Source organism: Aminobacter sp. BA135, assembly GCF_050859125.1.
Taxonomy (GTDB): Bacteria; Pseudomonadota; Alphaproteobacteria; order Rhizobiales; family Rhizobiaceae; genus Aminobacter; species Aminobacter ciceronei.
Map to the genome: position 1 here is coordinate 2137206 of NZ_CP139572.1, position 21860 is coordinate 2159065.

The 21860-nt window shown below is 63.1% G+C and carries 22 protein-coding genes; 7 read left to right on the plus strand and 15 right to left on the minus strand.

What is annotated here, in order from left to right:
* Positions 1 to 329 precede the first annotated feature (329 nt).
* Together SLT36_RS10420 and SLT36_RS10425 are read left to right on the plus strand one after the other, a co-directional pair.
* Positions 330 to 911 carry a DUF1134 domain-containing protein gene (locus tag SLT36_RS10420; protein ID WP_067959164.1) on the plus strand — a complete coding sequence of 194 codons (582 nt, stop codon included), beginning with the start codon at positions 330 to 332 and terminating at the stop codon, positions 909 to 911.
* Positions 912 to 1016: 105 nt separating this feature from the next.
* Positions 1017 to 2159 (plus strand): hypothetical protein, encoded by a 1143-nt coding sequence (locus SLT36_RS10425; RefSeq protein ID WP_432287279.1) that lies wholly within the window; start codon positions 1017 to 1019, stop codon positions 2157 to 2159.
* Positions 2160 to 2161: 2 nt separating this feature from the next.
* Here SLT36_RS10425 and SLT36_RS10430 read toward each other — a convergent pair whose 3' ends face one another.
* The 5 genes from SLT36_RS10430 to SLT36_RS10450 form a co-directional block, all read right to left on the minus strand.
* Entirely contained in the window at positions 2162 to 2965 is an 804-nt protein-coding gene (locus tag SLT36_RS10430; RefSeq protein ID WP_432287281.1) for a TrmH family RNA methyltransferase, read from the minus strand.
* Between the two features lie 62 nt (positions 2966 to 3027).
* Positions 3028 to 3324 carry an ArsR/SmtB family transcription factor gene (locus SLT36_RS10435; RefSeq protein WP_109575469.1) on the minus strand — a complete coding sequence of 99 codons (297 nt, stop codon included), beginning with the start codon at positions 3322 to 3324 and terminating at the stop codon, positions 3028 to 3030.
* Between the two features lie 130 nt (positions 3325 to 3454).
* The gene (locus tag SLT36_RS10440) at positions 3455 to 4219 is read right to left on the minus strand and encodes a HugZ family protein (RefSeq protein WP_432287283.1); all 765 of its coding nucleotides are present in this window, start codon (positions 4217 to 4219) and stop codon (positions 3455 to 3457) included.
* Between the two features lie 146 nt (positions 4220 to 4365).
* Positions 4366 to 5127, minus strand: a complete 762-nt coding sequence (locus SLT36_RS10445) for a 3-hydroxyacyl-CoA dehydrogenase (protein ID WP_432287285.1) — start codon at positions 5125 to 5127, stop codon at positions 4366 to 4368.
* A 66-nt stretch (positions 5128 to 5193) separates the two neighbouring features.
* The gene (locus SLT36_RS10450) at positions 5194 to 5730 is read right to left on the minus strand and encodes a GNAT family N-acetyltransferase (RefSeq protein ID WP_067959181.1); all 537 of its coding nucleotides are present in this window, start codon (positions 5728 to 5730) and stop codon (positions 5194 to 5196) included.
* A 273-nt stretch (positions 5731 to 6003) separates the two neighbouring features.
* Between SLT36_RS10450 and SLT36_RS10455 the strand changes: the two genes are divergently transcribed.
* Entirely contained in the window at positions 6004 to 6993 is a 990-nt protein-coding gene (locus SLT36_RS10455; RefSeq protein WP_432287286.1) for a glutathione S-transferase family protein, read from the plus strand.
* 59 nt (positions 6994 to 7052) lie between these two features.
* Here SLT36_RS10455 and SLT36_RS10460 read toward each other — a convergent pair whose 3' ends face one another.
* Both SLT36_RS10460 and SLT36_RS10465 read right to left on the minus strand, forming a co-directional pair.
* Complete coding sequence (locus SLT36_RS10460) at positions 7053 to 7664, minus strand: hypothetical protein (protein WP_432287288.1); 612 nt, start codon at positions 7662 to 7664, stop codon at positions 7053 to 7055.
* Positions 7665 to 7775: 111 nt separating this feature from the next.
* Positions 7776 to 8270 carry an NUDIX domain-containing protein gene (locus SLT36_RS10465; protein WP_432287289.1) on the minus strand — a complete coding sequence of 165 codons (495 nt, stop codon included), beginning with the start codon at positions 8268 to 8270 and terminating at the stop codon, positions 7776 to 7778.
* Positions 8271 to 8323: 53 nt separating this feature from the next.
* Between SLT36_RS10465 and SLT36_RS10470 the strand changes: the two genes are divergently transcribed.
* Positions 8324 to 9259, plus strand: coding sequence for a metallophosphoesterase family protein (locus SLT36_RS10470; RefSeq protein WP_432287291.1), 936 nt, complete (start codon positions 8324 to 8326; stop codon positions 9257 to 9259).
* On the opposite strand, the gene SLT36_RS10475 is transcribed toward SLT36_RS10470, so the two are convergent.
* From SLT36_RS10475 to SLT36_RS10500, 6 genes are all read right to left on the minus strand, one after another.
* Entirely contained in the window at positions 9249 to 9851 is a 603-nt protein-coding gene (locus tag SLT36_RS10475) for a hypothetical protein (RefSeq protein WP_432287292.1), read from the minus strand. The two genes, SLT36_RS10470 and SLT36_RS10475, sit on opposite strands and share 11 nt — an antisense overlap.
* 154 nt (positions 9852 to 10005) lie before the next feature.
* Positions 10006 to 10806, minus strand: a complete 801-nt coding sequence (locus SLT36_RS10480; RefSeq protein WP_432287294.1) for an alpha/beta fold hydrolase — start codon at positions 10804 to 10806, stop codon at positions 10006 to 10008.
* A gap of 131 nt (positions 10807 to 10937) precedes the next feature.
* Positions 10938 to 12707 carry a tetratricopeptide repeat protein gene (locus tag SLT36_RS10485; RefSeq protein ID WP_432287296.1) on the minus strand — a complete coding sequence of 590 codons (1770 nt, stop codon included), beginning with the start codon at positions 12705 to 12707 and terminating at the stop codon, positions 10938 to 10940.
* Between the two features lie 136 nt (positions 12708 to 12843).
* The gene (leuA, locus tag SLT36_RS10490) at positions 12844 to 14511 is read right to left on the minus strand and encodes a 2-isopropylmalate synthase (RefSeq protein ID WP_432288298.1); all 1668 of its coding nucleotides are present in this window, start codon (positions 14509 to 14511) and stop codon (positions 12844 to 12846) included.
* A gap of 388 nt (positions 14512 to 14899) precedes the next feature.
* Positions 14900 to 15202, minus strand: coding sequence for a DUF6958 family protein (locus SLT36_RS10495; RefSeq protein ID WP_432287298.1), 303 nt, complete (start codon positions 15200 to 15202; stop codon positions 14900 to 14902).
* Positions 15203 to 15284: 82 nt separating this feature from the next.
* A complete protein-coding gene (locus SLT36_RS10500) occupies positions 15285 to 16367 on the minus strand; it encodes an AbrB family transcriptional regulator (RefSeq protein WP_432287299.1) in 1083 nt (360 codons plus the stop codon).
* Positions 16368 to 16563: 196 nt separating this feature from the next.
* Here SLT36_RS10500 and SLT36_RS10505 point away from each other — a divergent pair, with 196 nt between their 5' ends.
* From SLT36_RS10505 to SLT36_RS10515, 3 genes are all read left to right on the plus strand, one after another.
* Complete coding sequence (locus SLT36_RS10505) at positions 16564 to 17550, plus strand: Bug family tripartite tricarboxylate transporter substrate binding protein (protein ID WP_192315022.1); 987 nt, start codon at positions 16564 to 16566, stop codon at positions 17548 to 17550.
* A gap of 555 nt (positions 17551 to 18105) precedes the next feature.
* Entirely contained in the window at positions 18106 to 19239 is a 1134-nt protein-coding gene (locus SLT36_RS10510) for a multicopper oxidase domain-containing protein (protein WP_432287301.1), read from the plus strand.
* Positions 19236 to 20441: a metal transporter gene (locus tag SLT36_RS10515; protein ID WP_432287303.1), complete on the plus strand. Its 1206-nt coding sequence runs from the start codon at positions 19236 to 19238 to the stop codon at positions 20439 to 20441. The genes SLT36_RS10510 and SLT36_RS10515 overlap by 4 nt, the downstream gene beginning before the upstream one ends.
* A 5-nt stretch (positions 20442 to 20446) precedes the next feature.
* Here SLT36_RS10515 and SLT36_RS10520 read toward each other — a convergent pair whose 3' ends face one another.
* A complete protein-coding gene (locus SLT36_RS10520; RefSeq protein WP_432287304.1) occupies positions 20447 to 20752 on the minus strand; it encodes a putative quinol monooxygenase in 306 nt (101 codons plus the stop codon).
* Between the two features lie 129 nt (positions 20753 to 20881).
* On the minus strand, positions 20882 to 21838 hold the full coding sequence (locus SLT36_RS10525; RefSeq protein WP_432287305.1) for a cation diffusion facilitator family transporter: 957 nt from the start codon (positions 21836 to 21838) through the stop codon (positions 20882 to 20884).
* Positions 21839 to 21860: the final 22 nt, after the last annotated feature.

Below are 21860 nucleotides of genomic sequence, written 5' to 3' on the forward strand. Positions count from 1 at the left end.
GGCAAAAAATGACTTGAACCACGATCTGGCGGCCATGAAGCCCGACAGTACGAATCAGGGCTGGCCTTACAGTACTCTTGGTTACACAGCGCCGCCTCATGCGGCAAGAAACAGCCGGTAACGCTTGCGCGAAATGGTGGCTTTTCTGCGCAACTCCGGGCTTTTTAACGCCCGGTCGTGCCTTCGATCCGCCATCTTCGTAGGTCAGTTTAATGGTTGAAAAAGGATTACGGCATAGTTTGCCGAAGTTGGACCAGCCAGCCGCCATCAAGAGTAGCAGCGGGTCCGGGGCGTCGAGAAAGTGTGCTCCCTGACGGAGATTTGGAAGCATGATTTCCCGATTCTATGGCCGGACTTTTGCCCGGCTTGTTGCCGCGATGTTCGTCCTTGTCGGCGTTCTGGCATTTTCGACATCTGCGTCTCGCGCGCAGCAATATACCTCGCAGGAGATCCTTGATTCCGGCCATCGCTTCTTTGGCTCGACGTCTGGCGGTCTCGCCAGCGTGGTCGAGAAGGTTTTCGCGTCCTATGGTCTGCCGAACGGCTACGTGCTTGGCGAAGAGGGATCGGGTGCCTTTGTCGGCGGCCTGACCTATGGCGAGGGCACGCTCTACACCAAGAATGCCGGCGACCATAAGGTGTTCTGGCAGGGGCCGTCGCTGGGCTGGGATTTCGGCGGGCAGGGCTCGCGCACGATGATTCTGGTCTACAACCTGGACGACGTGAACAACCTCTATGACCGTTATGGCGGCGTCGCTGGTTCGGCCTATGTCGTTGCCGGCGTTGGCTTCAACGTCCTCAAGCGCGGCAATATTTTGCTCGTGCCCGTGCGTACCGGTGTCGGCGCGCGACTGGGCGTCAATCTTGGCTACCTGAAGTTGACCCAGCAGCCGACCTGGAATCCGTTCTGATTGTGTGAAGAACAGGTCGATTGGGCGCCATTTTGTTGCGGCGGTGCTGGATTCCTGCCATGGGAACATGGCAAACTCGCGCGTATCCGTAACGGGTAAAGTGCCTTGGTCCAGTCGATCCTCTTTTTCGTTCTTGGCTTCCTGACCGCCGGCTTCGTGGTGCTTCTGATCGCGCCGTCGGTCTGGCGGCGGGCCGTTTCGGTCACCCGCCAGCGGGTCGAAGCCAAGCTTCCGATGACACTCGACGAAATCCGCGCCGACAAGGACAGCCTGCGGGCCGAGCACGCCATGGCGTTGCGCAGGGTCGAAGTGCAGCTCAAATCGGCGCAGGAAAAGCTCTTGTCGCAGGCCGTCGAGCTCAGCCGCAGCCGCGAGGCGCAAAAGGCCCACGCCACCGACCATGCCAACAAGGATCGCACCGTCAGCGAACTGGAAGCGACGCGCGGCAGTCTGAGCGAGGACATTTCCAAGCGCGACGAGCAGATCAAGGCGCTTGCCAGCCAGCTCGTCGAGGCCGAGAGCATGCTCGAGAAGCGGGCGCAGGAGATCGAGGAAATCGGCAGGCTGTATGACGAGGCCAGCCTGTCCTCGAGCAACCGCCAGATCGAGCTGGTCAGCCGCGAAAGCGAGATTGGCAAGCTCTCCGACGACATGTCGGCGCTGCGCAGCCAGCGCAAGGACACCGACAAGCGTGTCGTCGAACTCGAAGCCGACAACAAGGCCGTGCGCGAGGCGCTATTGGCGGAAACCAAGCGCGCTGTCGAACTGGACAAGAAGTTGCAGCAGATGGTGTCTTCACTCAGTGACCGCGACGACAAGCTGGAGCGGCGCGAGGCGGAGCTCGGCCGGTTGCGCGAAACCGAACTCGCCCGCGTGCGCGAGCAGCTGAAGGGCCCGCAGACCGCGCCGGAAACGGCAGCGGTCAATGGCACGGCGCAGGCGATGGAGCGGGAGCGCCTCGAAGGGCGGCTGACCACGCTGACGCGCGAGAACAAGCGGCTGAAAGGCGAGTTGTCGAAGGCAGGACGCACCAAGTCGTCGCCAAGCGAGGATTCGCAGCTGCGCGAGCAGATGCACGAACTGGCCGCCGAAGTCGTGGCGCTCACGGCTCGGCTCGAGGGCGCTGACTCGCCGATTGCCAAGGCGCTTGCCGTATCCGGTGAGGCCCGTACGCCCGTCGATGCGCCAGCCGTGATCAGCCTTGCCGATCGCGTCCGGGCGCTGCAGAAACCTGTCCCCGCCGAATAGGCCTACCCTGATGCTTCGGTGAAGTGATGCAGCGCGATCGCCGATGCGGCCGCGACATTCAGGCTGTCGAAACCGGGCGCCATCCGGATCTTTGCTGTCGTCAGCCTTCTCAGCAGCGGCTCGGGCAAACCTTCGCCTTCGGTGCCGAGGTAAAGCGCCAGCCGGGCAGGGCGCGTGATGTCCCTGATGTCGGCCTTGCCCGCGGGCGACAGCGCCAGCTGCTCGAAGCTGTGGCGGGTCAGTGCGTCGGCAAGCTCGCCGGCCGTGCCGCCTATGGCGAACGGCACCTTGAGCGCTGCACCGACTGAGACCCTGATTGCCTTGCGGTAGAGCGGGTCGCAGCAGGTCTGGTCAAGCAGCACCGCGTCGGCACCAAAGGCTGCCGCGTTGCGGAAAATCGAGCCGATATTGTCGTGGTTGGAGATCCCCACCGGCACCGCCACCAGCGCGCGTTCGGGCAGGGCGGCAAGCACGTCGTCGACTGAAGCCGTCGCTCCCTTGCGGCCGATGGCCAGGATGCCGCGATGCATGTGGAAGCCGGCAATGGCGTCCATGACGGCGCTCGAGGCGACGTAGACCGGCATGGCTTCGGGAGCGAGGGCGAGGGTCTCGCTCATGCCGGCGAGGCGGTTTTCGAGCACCAGCACCGAATCCGCGTCGAAGCGCCGCGCTGCAAACAGCACGTTGAGAACGACCTTGCCTTCGGCGATGAAACGCCCGTCGCGACCGACCAGATCGCGCTCGCGGATGTCGAGATAGGGGGCCACGCGCGGGTCGGCCGGGTCGTCGATGCGGATGATGTTCATGGTAGCTTCATAGCGGAGGGCAGTCCGCTATGGGAGCCTGGAAAGGCTTTGTCAGCTGAAGATCAGGCGTCCTCGAAGATGCCTTCCAGCGTGCCGAGCAGCTTGCGCACGGCTTCGGACTTGCAGGTGTAGTAGATCATCTGCCGGTCGCGACGTGTCTCGACCAGTTCCTCGTTGCGCAAACGGGCCAGGTGCTGCGACAGCGCCGACTGGCTCAATGACACCTTTTCGGCAATCGCGCCGACCGACATTTCCGTGTCGAGCAGATGGCTCATGATCATCAGCCGCTTTTCATTGCCCATAAGCGTGAGCAAGGAAGCAGCAGCTTCCGCATTGGCCGTCAGTTTTTTCGGTTTCATGGGTACCCCGTGTATCAGTCATGCTTTCCGGCGTCATGGGGGCAACAACGACGGATTACCAAACCAGATGATCAATGGAATCAGCGATCAATCTGGCTAAAATAGGACAAATCAGCTTTCGCTGAAAAAATCAAGACTTCGCTGCGCGACCTTCTTTTGCCATTTCCACAAGGCTTCGCCTGAGATCGGCGGCCTCGGCAAGTAACGCAGGGAAAAGCACGCGTGCGGTCTCGTCGCCGGCGGCCAGATCCATGCCTTCAGGATCGAAGCCGCTGAGCACCCAGCCCTTATCGTCGAGCCGGCCATGATGGGTGGCATAGATCGTGGTCGCTTCGGTGTGATCCGAATTCATGTGGTCGAGAGCCGACTGTTCGGCTGCCGCGATCGCGTCCACCGCGGGGCCGGCGAGCAGCAGGTCGTCGCGGCTCAGCAGATAGGCCTTGCCGAAGCCGCCATTGAGATTGGCGCGCTCGAGTTCCAGCCGAAAGACGGTGAAGTCGGTGAGGCCGATGTAGAGCTTGGCCTTGGGATTGCGGTTGACGTAGCGACGTTCGGCGCGGGCGTATTCCGGCGTGCCGCGTTCCAGCTTGCGCGCCCGGCAGAACAGCGTGATGCGCGGATGGGCTAGGGGATCACCCTTGCCGACCTCTCCGACCAAAAGCGAACAGACGGGATTGGCGACGATGCCCTTGGTGTGAGCGGACAAGCCCGAGATCAGGATCAGCGGCGTGCCGTCGACGTCGGTTGCGGTGCCGACCCGGCTGGCGAGTGGCGAGCCGGTTTCCGGCTCGATGACGGCAAGCGCGCCATGGCGGGCCTTGCGCATCAGCGAACGCGCGAGCGCTGTCGCTTCCGCGGTGGTCTCCAGAAACACGTCCTTCTTGCGTTCTTCCACTGCTTCACCATCAAATATGACTAATTTAATCTACTTATCCAAGGCGAGCAGGCTTTGGCAAGGGGGTCATTTCGCCACAAGCAAAACAGCCCCGGAAGCTTGCGCTGCCGGGGCTGCAGGATAGCCGATCCTGGGACGGCTGGCGCCTATTTCGGCGCCATGCGAATGGCGCCGTCGAGGCGAATGGTCTCGCCATTGATCATCTGGTTCTCGACGATGTGCAATGCCAGCGCACCATATTCCGACGGTTCGCCCAGACGTGGCGGGAACGGCACGGCGGCACCCAACGAGTCTTGCACCTCCTGCGGCATCGCCGCCATCATCGGGGTCTTGAAGATGCCGGGCGCGATGGTGGCGACACGGATGCCCGAACGCGAGAGATCGCGGGCGATCGGCAGCGTCATGCCGACGACGCCGCCCTTGGAGGCGGAGTAGGCGGCCTGGCCGATCTGGCCGTCATAGGCGGCGACCGAGGCGGTGTTGATGATGACGCCGCGCTCGCCGCCGGCCAGCGGTTCGAGCTTGGCGGCTGCGTCGGCAAACAGCCGGATCATGTTGAAGGAGCCGATCAGGTTGACCTCGATCACCTGGCGGAAGACGCTGAGCGGATGCGGGCCGTCCTTGCCGACAGTCTTCACGCCGACGGCGATGCCGGCGCAGTTGACCAGGATACGGGCCGTGCCGAGCTTGGCTTCCACTTCGGCAAATGCCGTGACAGCACTTTCTTCATTGCTGACATCGCAGCGCACGGCGACACCGCCGATGTCGGCGGCGACCTTCTCGGCGCGTTCGAGGCTGAGATCGAAGATCGCGACCTTGGCGCCCTTGGCTGCGAGTGCGCGCGCGGTGGCTTCGCCAAGGCCGGAGCCGGCGCCGGTGACCACAGCAATCTGCCCGTTTGGATTCATGTCAGCCTGTCCTCTTCTGCTGTTACTGAATTAGCAAGATGGGCGGCACGGGCAAGTCATCGGCGGCTAGGCCGGCTCGGTCGTGCGTTGCGGTGTCTTGGCCAGGTTGGCGTGGCAGACCTCGCCCGTCAATTCGGCAACCGCGCCCGGCACGATCTCATGCGCCAAGAGGCGGTTAAGGTCGACCGGCCGCGGCATCTCGATCTGGCCGCGCGGAATGCGCACGAAACCGAGCGGGCCGTAATAGGGCTCGTCGCCGACGAGTATGACGGCGGGTTCGCTGGATTTTTCCGCTGCTGCGAGCGCCATGGCGACCAGCTTGCGGCCGATGCCCATGTTCTTGAAGTCGGGGCGCACGGCAAGCGGGCCCAACATCTGTGCCCGGCCGGCGCCGGCGGCGATTGGCGTCATCCTGACCGAGGCGATGACCTGGCCACCATGCATGGCGACGAAGGACAGCGAGCGGTCGTGCGGACCGCCTTCGCGGATCTTGTAGGCCGCGCGTGTGAACCGACCCGGGCCAAAGGCCTCGGCGTTGATTTCATCGATTTCGAGATCGTGCGCCGGAGCTTCCGGCATGTAGGTGACGTCGGCGAGGGTCATGTTCTTTGCAATCCGGTACCGTGGGATGAGGTGCCGCGGGGCATGCCGCAGCAGTCGCAAGTCAGCGCTTCAAGCGCGTGCGCTCATTCGTCGTCGGTCGACCCGGATATTTGCAAAGCAATGTGACATCGAAATGCCCGCTACCATCATTTTCGGCGCCCGTCCATCGTGCATTTGGCCGATGTGCGTCCTGCGTTGACAATCCGTTCAGCGAGTTGCGCTTCGGCTGCGGTCGCCGAGCCCCTACATCGTGGCAAACGAAAGGATTTCACGATGGGATTGCTGGTTGAAGGCAAATGGCAGGATCGCTGGTACGACACCAAGTCGACAGGCGGCAAATTCGTGCGCTCGCATTCGCAATGGCGCGATTTCGTCACGACCGACGGCAAGCCTGGGGAGGGCCGCACGCGCGGCTTCAAAGCTGAACCGGGGCGCTACCACCTCTATGTTTCGCTCGCCTGTCCCTGGGCGCACCGGACGCTGATTTTCCGCGCGCTGAAGAAGCTAGAAGACATCATCTCGGTGTCGGTCGTCCATCACTACATGGGCGAGAATGGCTGGACGTTCCGCAGCGATGACGGCGCCACTGGCGACACCCTCTACGGCCTCGACTACCTGCACCAGATCTACACCATGGCCGATCCGACCTATTCGGGCCGCGTCACCGTGCCGGTGCTGTGGGATAAGAAGGAAAAGACGATCGTTTCCAACGAGTCGTCCGAAATCATCCGGATGCTGAACCAGGCTTTCGACGCATGGGGCGACGCCGCGGTCGACTTTTACCCCGAAGCGCTGCGCGGCGAGATCGATGCGGTCAACGAGCTTGTGTATCCCTCGATCAACAACGGCGTCTACCGCGCCGGTTTCGCCACCAGCCAGGCCGCCTATCAGGAGGCCTTCAACGAACTGTTCGCCGCGCTCGACACGCTGGAAGACCGCCTCTCACGCCAGCGCTATCTCGTCGGCAACAGGCTTACCGAGGCCGACTGGCGGCTGTTCACGACGCTGGTGCGTTTCGACCCTGTTTATGTCGGCCACTTCAAGACCAATTTGCGCCGGATCGCCGACTACCCGAACCTGTCGAACTACCTGCGCGAGCTCTACCAGGTGCAGGGCGTGGCCGAGACGGTGAACATGCTGCACATCAAGGCGCATTACTACGGCAGCCACACCGGCATCAACCCGACCGGCATCATCCCGCTCGGGCCGGAGCTGGATCTCGACGCTCCGCACAACAGGGGCAAGTTGCTGAAGGCGGCTTGAGCTGCCTGCGCCGAGTGCCAAGCCTTCATGGTGCGCCTGTCATGAGGGCGCGGAGCGCGTCAGGGTAGTCGGGGTCGAATGCTCAGGTGTAGACCTTTCGATTCATGCTCGGATGCCAACACCACCAGCCGCTCGTCGTCTGGAGAGCGGAAGTCGGCGGGAACTTGACGCAACTGCCGGGAAGGCGACCAATCGGGTGGAGGTTTCATGGTTGGCAACGACCAGAATCCGCATTGTCGCGTCTCCACCCAGTTCTTGCGCGACGCATAACATCCATTCGCCGTTTCATCCTCGTAGCCGAACTGAACGCCGCAGCACAAGCAGATGTCGTAGCTAGGCTGCTTGCCATCCTCGGCCCAAGGCCAATCGGGAAAATGATCGAAGCCACGAACCCGGCAATGCGAAAGTCGCCTGTCAAACCACGGCTTGTAACCTGCAGCGACCTTGCGCTGCCACTCAGCGTCATTCACGAAAAACGCCTGAGACTTCGCCGTGCCATCCTGCTCGCGCCAGCCTTCCTCGATCTCGTCCGCGATGAAGGAGGTGGTTGGCGCCCAGCCCGAGTCTGCCTCAATCTTGCCGATACAGCCCCAGCAGTCGCCTCCACTGTCTCCAGATAGCGGATCCTGGTCAAAGTTCAGCAGGCGGCTACATATCCGGCAGCGTTCCATTCATCAGGCTCAAGTTGATCGGATCCCGGCAGCATATCCAGATGTCCAACATTCGCAAACATTAGGGTTGTTCTTGCTCGGGGACGTCTGGACGAACGGAGTGTTTCGGCGTCACCAATACGGCGATGCGTCCTTGCCCTCGAACACCTCGGCAATCCGGCGCCGCGTCGCTGGCGTCGTGCCCTCCGGCAGCGCGTCGAGCGGGAAAAATCCAGCCTCGGCGATTTCATGGTCGGGTTGCTTCGGCCTGTCCTGCCCGAAGGCCTGGATCAGGTAGAAACCGACATGATCCCGCTTTGTCGCCTGCTTGTTGAGGTGGATCGACCGGAGGATGGGCGGCGCGGTGAGGACGATGTTGCCTTCTTCCTCCAGTTCACGCGCCAGCGACTCGACAAAGGTCTCGCCGATCTCGATGCCGCCACCCGGCAGCTGCCAGCCGGGCACATAGGTGTGGCGGATCAGGAAGACCGAGTTGGTGGCGGTGTCGTGGACGAGGCCGCGCACGCCGAGCGTCATCGGCCGCCGCAGCAGGAAATAGAAATGGAACAGCCTTCCGCGCAGCCGCTCCCATGGACCCTGGCGAGGGGAAGTGGCGACATTGCTCATCAGGCATGCCGCCATGGGTGGAAAGCTTGGAACGCGTGACCTAAAAGGAAACGATGTTCAGGCTTGCGCATATTTCCGACGTCCATCTTGGTCCGCTTCCGGATGTAACCTATCGCGACCTCGCCTCCAAGCGCATGGTCGGCTACGTCAATTGGCAGCGGAACCGCCGCCGGCATCACCATGACGGCATTGTCGATGCCATCGTCGCCGACCTCAAGGTGCAGGCGCCCAACCATCTCGCGGTAACGGGCGATCTGGTCAATCTGGCGCTCGATGGCGAAATCGCGCTGGCGCGGCTGTGGCTCGAAACGCTGGGCGAACCAGCGGATGTCTCGGTCGTGCCGGGCAATCATGATGCCTATGTGCCCGGGGCCTTCGACAAAGCCTGCCATGCCTGGGCGCCGTGGATGCACGGCGACGGCGTGCTTGGCGCGATCAGTTCGACGAGCTTTCCCTATCTGCGCGTGCGGCAGGGTGTTGCGCTGATTGGCGTGTCGACGGCGCGCGCGACGGCTCCCTTCATGGCCAGCGGCTTCTTTCGCGAAGGCCAGGCAGAGCGGCTGGGCAGGGTCCTCGACGAAACAGGCAAGCGCGGCCTTTTCCGGGCGATCATGCTCCACCATCCGCCGGTTCGCGGCGCTGTGGGCCAGCACAAGCGCCTGTTCGGCATCGGCAAGTTCCAAAAGCTGGTCAGACGACATGGCGCCGAGCTGGTGCTTCATGGCCATTCGCATCTGCCGACGCTGCACTGGATCGACGGGCGCGACGGGCCCGTGCCTGTTGTCGGCGTTGCCGCGGCAGGCCAAGCGCCGGGAGGACACAAGCCGGCGGCACAGTTCAACCTGCTCGACATCTCCGGCCAGCCCGGGGACTGGAATGTCAGGCTTACCCGTCGTGGTCTGTCCGGACCGGCTATGCCATCGGCCGAGATCGGAACCTTCGATCTGAGCGCAGCGGTTCCGCGCTCGGCTGCATTGGTCAGGGAATGATACCGGTGGCAGCGAGGCGCAGCCAGTAAAGCACCGCCATGACGGCGATGCCGATGGCAGCACCGGCAACAAGCAGGCCAAAACCCGCCATGATGCCCGGCAGGGCTGGCCTGTGCCGCATCGGTGGCTCGGCATCAGCCACTGGCCCCCTGGCGAAGCCTGCAAGCGCCGGCTCCGCACCACCCTCCATCATCTGCTGGCGCTCGACGATTCGTTCGGCGATATAGCGCGTCACCTGGTCGGCGATGCGCTTGGCGTCGGTGGATTCGGCCAACACGACACGGCCGACACGGGTGTCGCGGACGAAGCGGAAGGTGCGGCGGTCGCGGCCGAGGCCGACATGGCTCACCGCGTCGATCCACAGCCTGGGCTGCAGCCCCGAAGAGATAACGAAATCGAAGTTGTCGATGTCCTTGGGCACGTCGGCGAAAACCGGCTCAAGCTCGGCGGCAAGCAGCTCAAGCCGCATGCGGTGGGCATCGCGCAGGTCGACGACCACGTCGCTGCGGTCGGCATTGGCGTTCTTGACGTCGCGGATGGCGTCCGCCAGCGGGTGCGCCTGCTTCAGTGCGGTCGCCCTGTCGTCGCTCATCGCCTGTTGCCCCGGATCATGTTTAAGCAACCGTTAACATAGCTACGATCGCGGCGGAATTGTAACCTGCGTGAACTCATTTTCGCTGGCCGCCGAGGAGCTGAAAACGGTTGCCCTGCAGGTTCTTAGAAGCGGCAACGCATCACCTGGCAGATCAGCTGTCGCAGGCGGCAACGTCTGGCCGACGACGCTGGCGTCGGCGGACCATGCGGCTGACGATGTCGGCCACGAGCGCCGGCGTCTCCTCCGGCAGCATGTGACCAATTTCCAGCACATGGTGGATGAGGAAGCCCGAAGGCAGCGCGTCGGCATGGCTGTAGGGCAGCACGACATCGTCCGTGCCCCATACCACCATCACCGGCATCGTCAGCGTCGCCAGGTTTTCGCGCGGGATGACGCCTTGCTTGTCTTCGCAGGTCATCGCCGCAGCAAAGGCGATCAGCTTTTCCGTCTGGCCCGGGCGGCTGCGCATCTCGGCGAGATCGCGGACCGTCGCTTCGGGCACGGTGCGGTCTGGGCTCGACATTTCGGTGAGGCAGGCACGGATTTCTTCGGCGCAGGCGGCAGCCGCATAGCGCCTGAGCAGCGGGCCGTTGATCTCAGGGCCGTAGCCGCCCGGTGCAAGCAATGTCAGCGAGGCGACCCGTTCGGGATCGAACAGTGCTGCCAGCGTCGCCACCGCACCGCCCATCGAATGGCCGACGAAATGGGCGCGGTCTATGCCACGCGCCGCCAGATCGGCCAAAACGGCATTCGCCGCCACCTTGGCCGAGCCGGCCTTGGGATAGTCGAGCGACAGCCCGTGCCCCGGCAGGTCATAGGCGATCGTGGTGAATGCGTCCTGCAGGTGGCCGACGACGTCGTCCCAGACACCGCCAAATCCGCCGAAGCCGTGCAGCAGGACCACTACATTCTTGCCGCTTCCCCGAACGGCGGCATGGATGGGGTAATTCATTTTTGCTCAAAAAGTCGGATAGAAATTCACGAAAAGTTGTAAACTGAAAGTAGCGAGTTGTAAAACAACGTATGAGCGCCAAACGCGCAAAATTATTTATGCAAGAAATGAGCAGAAAACGCCAGTGAAGCTCAGGTCTGGTGGCCGAGGCCGGCGGCGCGCAGAGCCTTGGTCAGCGCCTTGGTCAGTTCCGCCGGGTATTTGCCCTTGGTAAAGGTGGCGGCAGGGTCGTTGGTGAAGGCCGGATAGCGCGTTGCAATCTCCTTCGACAGCTCGGACGCCTGCTTGGTGTCGCCGACGAAGTTTGCGGCGATCAGGCGCGCTGCCACGTAATGCGGTTTCTTGTTGGTTGCCAGCGCGCTGGCGGCGCGGGCCGCGGCGTAGCGGTTGCCGAGCATGAATTCGCCCAGAAACAGGCCGTAGTCCCACCAGCCCGGATGCGCGCTGGCGCTTTCGACGGCGCGCTTCATGATCGGCACGCCATCGCTGTAGCTGCCGCCGAGAATGAGCGCATAGCCATAGGATGCCGCCATGGTCAGGTCGTAAGTGTTGAGCTCATAGGCCTTGCGCATCCACCTGATGGACTCGGTGCGATCGCCGGTCCGCGTCTGCAGATAGCCATAGGCGCGATGGGCGTAGGGGCTGGTCGAGCCCATCTGAACGGCGCTGTGGGCCAGCGCGTAGGCGCCCTCGGTCGTCGCATTGGGCGGGTAGGGATAGTTGTCGGTGACGGCTTCCAACTGCAGCGAGGCCAGCTCGGCGTAGACGACGGGCGACTTGGCGCTGCGCTTGGAGAGGTCGTCCATGCACTGATAGGCGGCGCGGTGCTTGGTGGCGTTCTGGTCCATGTAATAGGCACCGCTGAGCAGCAGGCAGGCCGTCAGTCCGCGCTGCAGTCCGTTCTGTTCGATGAAACTGTAGATCATGCCGGAAGCCGGGATGGCCGAAGAGACGATGTCGGCGATGCGATCGTCGATGACATCAGGGCTGATCTCCTGCGGCGAGAGCACGCGCGACAAGAGGATGCGGCCGCTGGCCATGTGCTGCAGCTCGACCAGCACCGATCCGGCGCTTGGGCCGGTATCGACGGTGAAGTCGAAATCGGTGGCGTCGGCGCGCCTGACCGTATCGGACCGTTCGCGGGCTATCAGGTCGATGGTGTCGAAGCCGGACAGTGCCGTGCGCAGCACCGTTGCCACGCGCGCCGTCTGTCCGCCCTCGGAACTCGAATGGATGTGCACGGCCGGCAGCTGGTCGACAGTGTCGTTGATGCTCGAAGTGGCACCGCGGAAGTTGTTCAGCCCGGCAACCTCGAAGCCGATCGGGCCGCCGATGTTGCGGAAGACAAGGATGCCGAGCATGACGATGACCAGCGCCATAGCCGCCCAGAAGTAGCGCAACTGCCGCTTGACGCTGGTGCCGGAGTAGGCCGGGTCGGCCTGAGCCTCGTCGGCATGATGCGGCTCGTTCTCGGCAAGGCCTGATTCGACCCGGGCCAGCACCGCAGTCGAACCGTTGTGCTGTGCTTCGGCGGGGCGAGGGGACGCTGGAGGAAACTCGGCGAGCGCCTCATAGGTCGGGACATAGCTGCCGCGCGGGATGCCGATGCGGATCGGATCGTTGCTGCCCTCGGCGGCATAATAATGTGCCAGAAGCTCGCGCAGGCGTCCTGCCTGAACACGGACGACGGCATCGGTCGCCGAATCGAACTCGGCGTCCTTGCCGAAGACGTCGACCGCGATGGCAAATCCCTTCAATCGCTCGGCTTCGCCGGCGAGCTCACGTTCGACAATATAGCGCAGCAGCTTGCGTGCCCGGTCGGACCGGCCAAAGGTCTCGCTGGCAACAAGCCGCTCAAGCGCTTCGCGCACTGCGGGGGCAGCAGGCGTGGAGGCAACCAAGTGTCGACCCTTTTCCAACCGGTACGAACGGCCTGATCATAGTCGGCTGGCGTCAGTGTACAAGCGCGCTCAGCAACGATGCACAAATGCCCCGCCCGTTATCCACGGGCGAGGCTTCTGCGGACTGCAGTTAGACTTATCTCGACACGATCCGGTTGGCTGCGGAAACCACAGCCTCTAGTGAAGCGGCGACGATATTTGTGTTGATGCCGGCGCCGAAGAGGCGTCCGGCAGGATATTCGACTTCCATGTAGCAGATGGCCGAGGCGTTCGATCCACGCTGGATCGAGTGCTCGGAATAGTCGAGCACCGACAAGTCGATGCCGATGTGACGGGAAAGCGCGTCGACGAAGCCGTCGATCGGACCGTTGCCGGTGCCCTTGATGACGATTTCCTTGCCATTGTCGAGGATGGTCGCCTCGACGACCCGGCGGCCTTTCACCTCGGTGTCGGGGAAGGTCTGGTGATCGACGAACTTCATCCGGGCGCCCGGCTGGTCGACATAGCGTTCGAGGAAGCGCTCGTGGATGCGCTTCGGCGACACTTCCTTGCCTTCGCTGTCGGTGATCTGCTGGATGTCCTGGCTGAATTCGACCTGCAGCGAGCGCGGCAGGTTGAGGCCGTAGTCGGCCTGCAGCACATAGGCGATGCCGCCCTTGCCGGACTGCGAGTTGATGCGGATGATCGCCTCGTAGCTGCGGCCGACGTCCTGAGGGTCGATCGGCAGGTAGGGCACTTCCCACAGTGGTTTGTTGGCGACCTTGATCGCCTTCATGCCCTTGTTGATGGCGTCCTGGTGCGAGCCGGAAAAGGCGGTGTAGACCAGTTCGCCGACATAGGGGTGGCGCTCCGGAATGACCATCTGGTTCGAATATTCGTAGACCTGCTTGATCCGCTCGATATCCGAGCAGTCGAGCATCGGGTCGACGCCTTGCGTGAACATGTTGAGCGCCAGTGTCACGACGTCGACGTTGCCGGTGCGCTCACCATTGCCGAACAGCGTGCCTTCGACACGGTCGGCGCCCGCCATCAGGCCGAGTTCGGTGGCGGCGATGCCGGTGCCGCGGTCGTTGTGCGGATGCAGCGAGATGATCAGGTTTTCGCGATTGTCGAGGTTGCGGCACATCCATTCGATCTGGTCGGCATAGATGTTGGGCGTTGCCATCTCGACGGTCGAGGGCAGGTTGATGATCAGCTTGTTGTTGGGCGTCGGCTTGACGATCTCGGCGACTGCATTGCAGATCTCCAGCGCGACTTCGAGCTCGGTGCCGGTGAAGCTTTCCGGCGAGTACTGGAAGCGATAGCCGCCGCCGGCCTTGGCGGCCATGTCGGTGATCATCTTGGCAGCGTCGGTGGCGATCTGCTTGATGCCCTGGACATCCTTGGCGAACACCACGCGGCGCTGCAACTCACTGGTCGAGTTGTAGAAATGCACAATCGGCTTGTGTGCACCTTCGAGCGCCTCGAAGGTGCGGGTGATCAGTTCCGGGCGGCATTGGACGAGAACCTGCAGCGACACGTCGTCGGCGACATTGCCTTCCTCGATGCACCAGCGGGCAAAATCGAAGTCGGTCTGCGACGCCGAGGGGAAGCCGATCTCGATTTCCTTGAAACCCATGTCGAGCAGCAGCTGGAACATGCGCGCCTTGCGGTCGTGGCCCATCGGATCGACGAGCGACTGGTTGCCATCGCGCAGGTCGACCGAGCACCAGATCGGCGCCTTGTCGATGGTTCTGGACGGCCAGGTCCGGTCGGGCAGGTCGATCTTGTGGTAGGGCTGGTACTTAATGGCGGCGGACGGCATGCCAGCACTTCGGCCGGAAGCGGGAGTGGTCTTGCTCATTGTCGGTCTCGTTCTCTTGGCCGCCATGCACGACAACGCGCGCATGCTTCAGCGGTCTTAAATCAGAAATTCGGTTCTGTTGTGAAGAGCAAAGGAGCATATGCCTCGGCGGCAATTCGACCGCCGGACGCTCCCTTAACGAGCCCGGCGATCGCCGATAAGGCCGAGAAGAAGAAGAGCCGAGGAAAGGGCGCGCAGCGTCTCGCCCGCAAAAGCGGCCGGACGGGAAATTTCGTTGATCTTGCGCGACGACATGGCGCTCTCTTACAGGAGGCGCATGGACCGCGCAAGCCCGCCCGGCACGATGCGCGGTGCTGTATCCGGCCTTTCTGACGCAGCAGCTTCCGGATCAGGCCTTGTGCAGGCGCAGCGGGCTGACCTTCTCGCGCGTGATGATGCCCTTCGCCTCGAGATCGAGCTGCACTGCCTTGGTCCACCAGCCCGACTTGGCGCCGTCGGGATAGAGCTGCTCGGGCAGGCGGCCGCGAACGCATTCCTGCATTTCGGCGACGGTCATTCCAGGTGATTTCGCCGGCAGTACCTCAAGGATCGCCTGCTTCATCGCCTGGTACATGGCAGCATCTGCCGGCTTGGCCTGTCCGGGATGGTTGACGTTCTCGATGATGATTTTCGCTGGGGTGTGGGATGCCATGTCTGCTCTCCTTCCTCGTCTGACGATCAAAGGACGAAAGCGGACGGCCCGATCCTACAGGGGCGAGGCCTTTTTCGGCCGCTCAGTCCTTGATCGCGCGGGCCACCAGCCGCGCCAGCGCCGGGCCAAACGCCAGCACGATCAGAAAGCGCAGCATCTGCAGCGTCAAGACGAAGGACAGGTCGACGTCCTTGGAGGCGGCGGCGATGATGGCGATGGAATCCATGCCGCCGGGGCTGGTCGCGAGGTAGGCGGTCAGTGGGTCGACACCGAGGATGAGGTGCAGGCCAAAGGCCAGCGCGCCACAGAAGGCCATCAGGGCGGCGATGGAGCCGACCACCTGAGGCAGGGCGCGTGCGGCGTGGCGCAGGATAGGCCGGGTGAAGTTGAGCCCGATCGACCAACCGATCAGAGTGTAGCCGATGGCCAGCAGCCATTCCGGCAGTTGCAGCTCGACGCCGAAGCCGAGATGGACGACCGCACCAACCAGCATCGCGCCGACGAAGTAGGGCGAGGGGATGCGCAGAAGATGGCCAAGCGTGCCGCCGACAATGGCGACGCCGATCATCGCGCCGAATGCCGGCCAGGCGATATCAGGAAACCACTCGATGCCTGGCGCTTCGACGCCTGACGTGTCGACCCAGAGCCGTGCGATGACCGCGGCGGCGATCGAAACCATGATGACGCGCAGATACTGCATGAAGGCGACGAGCCGCGCGTCGGCGCCAAATGCGTCCGCCATAAGTACCATGGCGGTGGCGGCTCCCGGCGCCGAACCCCACACGGCGGTGGTGCCGGGCAAGACCTTGAGCCGCGAGATGAACCAGCCGAGGAAGCTGCTCGCGGCGACGGTGGCGATTGCCGCACTCAGGAACAGCGGCCATTCGGCGGCGAAGGTGACGAAGATGCCTGCAGAAATCGAGCTGGCGACGAGGCAGCCGATCAGCGCCTGCGCCGAGACGAACAGCGGCCGCGGCACCCGCACAGTGGCACCGTTGCTGCCAAGCAAGATGGCAACCAGCATCGGCCCGACGAGCAAGGCCGCAGGCAGGTGCACCTGCTCGAACAGGCCGGCAAGCAGAACCGAACAGATGAGCAGCAGGGCCCATTGCACCAAGGGCTTCGTATCGGTGAGCGGAGCGGCAGGCTGCGGGTCAGGCTTCATGCCGTCGTCTTAGACCTATTCGGGATGATGTGTCAGCCCGTGTTGTCCGCAGATGCAGCGCCAGGCAACCCTCGTTCCTCTGCCGAACGTCACCATACCTCCAACGTCGCATTGACGGCGTAGGTAAAGTTCATACGCTCGCCGCTCCACGCGGTCGGCAACGAGGTGCCACCGCCAAAATAGGAGGTGCGTACTGATGACGAAATTCACCCGCCGCATGACATTGGCCCTCGGGCTTTCTGCTGCTTCGCTGCTTGCCTTGGCGCCGCAGGCCATAGCCCAGAAATTCCCGGACCGGACAGTGACCCTGGTGGTGCCGTTTGCCGCCGGCGGCTCGACCGACGTCGTCGCCCGCATCATCGCGCAGAAAATGTCGGACGATCTCGGCCAGCAGGTCATTGTCGAGAATGTCGCGGGTGCCGGCGGCAACATCGGTGCCGACCGTGTCGCCCGCGCCGAACCGGATGGCTACACCATCCTGATGGGCACGGTTGCCACGCACGCGCTCAACCCGCTCATCCTCAAGACCAAGCCCTACGATCCGGAGAAGGATTTTACCCCTGTCTCGCTGCTTGTCGTCGTGCCCAATGTGCTCGTCGTCAACCCGCAGCTGCCGGTCAACAACGTGCAGGAGCTGATCGCGCTGTTGAAGGCCGAGCCCGACAAATATGCCTATGCCTCGTCAGGCAACGGCACGCCGCTGCATCTTTCGGGCGAACTGTTCAAGGCAATGGCTGGCGTCAGCATCCAGCACATTCCCTACAAGGGTGCTGGTCCGGCGCTGAACGACGTCGTCGGCAACCAGGTGCCGATCATGTTCGACAATCTGCCGTCCTCGTCCTCGCACATCAAGGGCGGCACGCTGAAGGCGCTGGGCGTCACCACGGCCGAGCGGGCGCCGTCCTTCCCCGACGTACCGACAATCGCCGAAGCCGGCGTGCCGGGCTATGAGACGTATACCTGGAACGCGCTGTTTGCGCCCGCCGGCACGCCGAAGGAGGTTGTCGATCGCCTGAATGCCTCGGCCAACAAGGCTATGACCGACCCGGCCGTCATCGAGAAGATGAACGGCTTCAGCGCCAAGATCGTCGGCTCGACGCCGGATGAGCTGGCTGCCCACGTCAAGGCCGAGCTGGCCAAGTGGGGGCCTGTCGTCAAGGACGCCAAGATCCAGATCGATTGACTTTTTTGGGCGGCGCGTCGCTTCGACGATCCGCCGCCCGATGTCGTCCGGTCCTTTCCGTCACGCGCTCGCATTTGAATCGAAGTGCGGGCGAAGGATCGGTGCCACCATCGTAGACGGCGCTCGCCGTCGTGCAGTTGTGACAACCGAAGTGCTTCAGTCAGGTATCGACGTCATCGGCATCGAGGCACAGCGCTGTCGTCCGCGAGCACTCCGAAGCGGATACCGGGGCTCAGAACAGATAATCCATTCAGCGGCTTGCCCGGAATTTCTACGATCCTGATTCACTGCCGCTCTTCATAGACGGCGCGTATCGCGGCCGTATCGCACACATCGTCCCTCTGTACGGCTGTGCTTCTCAACCGGTTGCGCCGCAAGGCTCGGGCATTTCTCTCCCGCATCCTCATTGCCCGCAACTCGCCTGGCCACCGGATTATTGAGTCATCGCGTCAGTTTAGGTCCATCGGCTATCAATCAGATTCAGCTTGTGCGCGCGTGTTTGCGAGAGCATGATGCAAATCATTCGCATTTGCATCATGACTCGGGATGGTCGAAGTGGCGACAATATTAGGGGAGCGGCTCAGCCGCAGGCTGGTGCTGGCCGGCGGTATCTGCACCGCGGGAGCCACGGCTGCGGGCGTCACCGCCGCGGTGGGGCAGGCGTCGTATGACGGGCATGCCGCCGCTCAATCGACTTCTAGTGCCGATGCCTATCCGGCTTCGGCAGGGCACAGCGGCGCACATGGCGCGATGGTCACCGTCGGCGAGGTCGACAGTGCCCGCAACGGCTTCGATCCGGCCAATATGCTGACCGATTGGGATGTTGGGACGACATCGACCTTACCTGACGGGCGCACGCTCAGGACCTTCGAGGTCGTTGCCGAAGACAAGGAAATCGAGATCGCTCCAGGCGTGATGTTCCCGGCCTGGACCTACAATGGCCGCGTTCCCGGCCCGGCCCTGCGCGCCACTGAAGGCGAGCGCCTGCGCATCGTGTTCAAGAACTACGGCTCGCATCCGCATTCGATGCACTTCCACGGCATCCACGCTGCGCGCATGGACGGCGTGCCGGGTGCCGGCCTGATCAATCCCGGCGATGAGTTCGTCTACGAGTTCGACGCCAAGCCGTTCGGCTGCCATCTCTATCATTGTCACGCGCTGCCGCTAAAGCGGCACATCCACAAGGGCATGTACGGCGCCTTCGTCATCGATCCCGATCCGGCGCGCCACCCTGAGCAGGCCGATGTCGCCCGTTCGCGGCTCTACGGCTCGCCGGAGAATGCCGGGTGGCAGGAATTCGTCATGGTGATGAATGCCTTCGACACCAACTTTGACGGCGAGAACGAGTTTTATGCCGTCAACACGGTGGCGCACACCTACATGAACACGCCGATCCGCATCGCCAGGAACAAGCCGGTGCGGATCTACCTGATCAATGTCGTCGAGTTCGACCCGATCAATTCGTTTCACCTGCATGCCAATTTCTTCGATTATTTCGACCAGGGCACAACGTTGACGCCGACGCTGAAGACCGTCGACCTGATCACCCAGTGCCAGGCCCAGCGCGGCATCATCGAGTTCACTTTCGCCGAGCATGAGGCAGGCCTCTACATGTTCCATCCGCACCAGTCGGAGTTTACCGAACTGGGCTGGGTCGGCATGTTCGACGTCGTGGAGGACGTGGCATGAGAGACGCGCCCGTTTCCGAGACCGAAGCCGAACTGCCGGGTTCTGCATCGCCACGCCGTGCGCTGTGGTGGATCATCCTGCCTCTGCTCGCCTTTGCCGCGGCCATTGCGGTTCTGGTTTCAACCAATCCGCTGGCGCGCTTCAACAACGGCACGCCACCGGTCGAGGACATTGCCTTCGAGCGCGTCATCCTCGGCAGCGACGGCATTCGCGTCCTGGTCCGCGCCGGCGGCTCGGAGCCTATGACGATCGCCCAGGTCCAGGTCGACGATGCCTATTGGCAATTCACCCAGGATCCACCAGGACCGTTGGCGCGAGGTTCTTCCGCCTGGATCCAGGTGCCGTTCCCCTGGGTGCTCGGCGAAGCGCATGCGATCAACCTGGTGACCAATACCGGTACCACCTTCGCCCATGACATTCCGGTTGCGGTGGCAACACCCATTGCCACCAGCTCCAGCCTGCTGTCGCAGGCGATCCTCGGCATCTTCGTCGGCGTCGTGCCGGTGGCGATCGGCCTGATGTTCTATCCCGCCTTGCGCGGCGTCGGACGCAACGGCATGAACTTTCTCCTTGCCGTGACTGTCGGCCTGCTCGCTTTCCTGATGGTCGATGCCATCGGCGACGCCTTCGAGCTTGCGGCCGAATCTGCTGCAGTCTTCCAGGGCAACGCGATGGTGGCGCTGGCCGCGGCAGCGAGCTTCCTGATCCTGATGGGCATCGGTCGGCGCAACGGCGCGCCAAAGGGTTTGGCGCTCGCCACCTACATCGCCATCGGCATCGGCCTGCACAATTTCGGCGAGGGCCTGGCGATCGGCGCGGCGTTCGCGGCAGGTGCGGCAGGCCTGGGCACCTTCCTAGTGATCGGCTTCACCTTGCACAACGTCACCGAAGGCATCGGCATCGCCGCACCCATCCTGCGCGAGCGCATCGCGCTCTGGACCTTCGCCTGGTTGACGCTGCTGGCCGGCTGGCCGGCGGTGCTGGGCCTGTGGATCGGCAGCCTGGCGTTCGCGCCGCAATGGTCGGCGCTGGCGCTTGCCATCGGCGCCGGCGCGATACTTCAGGTCATCGTCGAGGTGACAGCCATGATGCGCCGCCGCGAAGGGCCTGAGGGCAATGGCCTGTTCAGCCCGGCAGTCATGTCAGGCCTCGCTGCCGGTGCCGGCTTCATGTACCTCACCGCGATGCTGGTGAAGATCTAGAGGGGCTAGCCTCCGGCTGCGTCCAGCCCGAAGCCGCCAACCGGCTCGGTCTCGATGCTGGTGTCGAAGCCGGCGATGATCGGCATTGCCCGGCTAATCGCCGCCTTGACCTCGGGCAGTTGCAACGAGGCCTTGTGGCTTGCGCTGCTGTCCCAGACCTCGGATATCCAGATCGCGTCGACGTCGGCTGGATCCCTGGCGATGACATAGCTCAGGCATCCCGGCATGGCACTGGTGCTTCCAAGCAGGATGCCGAGCAGTTCATCGCGCTTGCCGGCCTGGGCCCGCATCTTCCCTATCAATCCGTACATCTCAGGACTCGCATCGCTTCGTTGCCCGGATTGTGCTTGCGAGGCAGCACTTGTCCAGCCTGACGGCCGAGGTCCGCGGTTCAAGCCGACACCATCCTGACAAACGGGCCAGAGTTCAGCAAAGGTAGCTCAGGCGAAGGGAACCGCCACCGTGCCCTTGGGCAGCTTGGCTTCGTCATCCGGCTCGACATGGATGATGATGCGCACCGAGGGGATTTCCTGCTTCAGCGCATCCTCGATGCGGTCGCAGATGACATGGCTTTCGCCGACGCTCATGTCGGCGTCGACGACGAGGTGAAATTCGATGAAAGTGGCGCGGCCGGCAATGCGGGTCTTGAGGTCGTGCACCTCAATCGCACCCTTGGAGTTGGCAGAGATGATGTCGCGGATGCGCATGTGGTCTTCCAGCTCGACGGCGCGGTCCATCAGGCCGTTCATCGACGAGCTCATGACGTGCCAACCCTGCCAGAGGATGTTGAGCGCGACGATAACAGCCAGCACGGGGTCGAGAATCGTCCAGCCGGTGGCGATGGCACCGACGAGGCCGACCAGCACGCCGGCCGACGTCACTACGTCGGTCATGATGTGATGGCCGTCTGCGACCATCGCCGGCGAGCGCTCTGCGCGGCCGACGCGGATCAGCATGGTGGCCCAGATCGCATTCACCACGGCGGCAATACCGTTGATGCCGAGGCCGAGCCAGGGCTGCTCGGCGTCCATCGGCGTGCCCCAGCTGCGCCAAACCTCGAACAGGATCAGCAAGGCCGCGACGATGATCAGCACGCCTTCGAGCACGGCCGAGAAGTACTCGGCCTTGTGGTGGCCGTGCTGGTGGTCGAGATCGGCGGGCTTGTGGCTGACCTTGATTGCCCAGAAGGCGGCCATCGCAGCAACCACGTTGACGATCGATTCCAGCGCGTCCGAATAGAGCGCCACCGAACCCGTCAGCCACCAGGCGACGAATTTCAGCCCCATCACGGCGCCGCCGATGATGATCGACCAGAAAGCCAGTCTAGCGACGCGCTTCTTGGCCGATGTCGGCTGGCTGCCGCTGGCTGAAAATCCCTTCGTTTCGGTCTGGACCATGATCTCGCTTTATGGCTGCTGC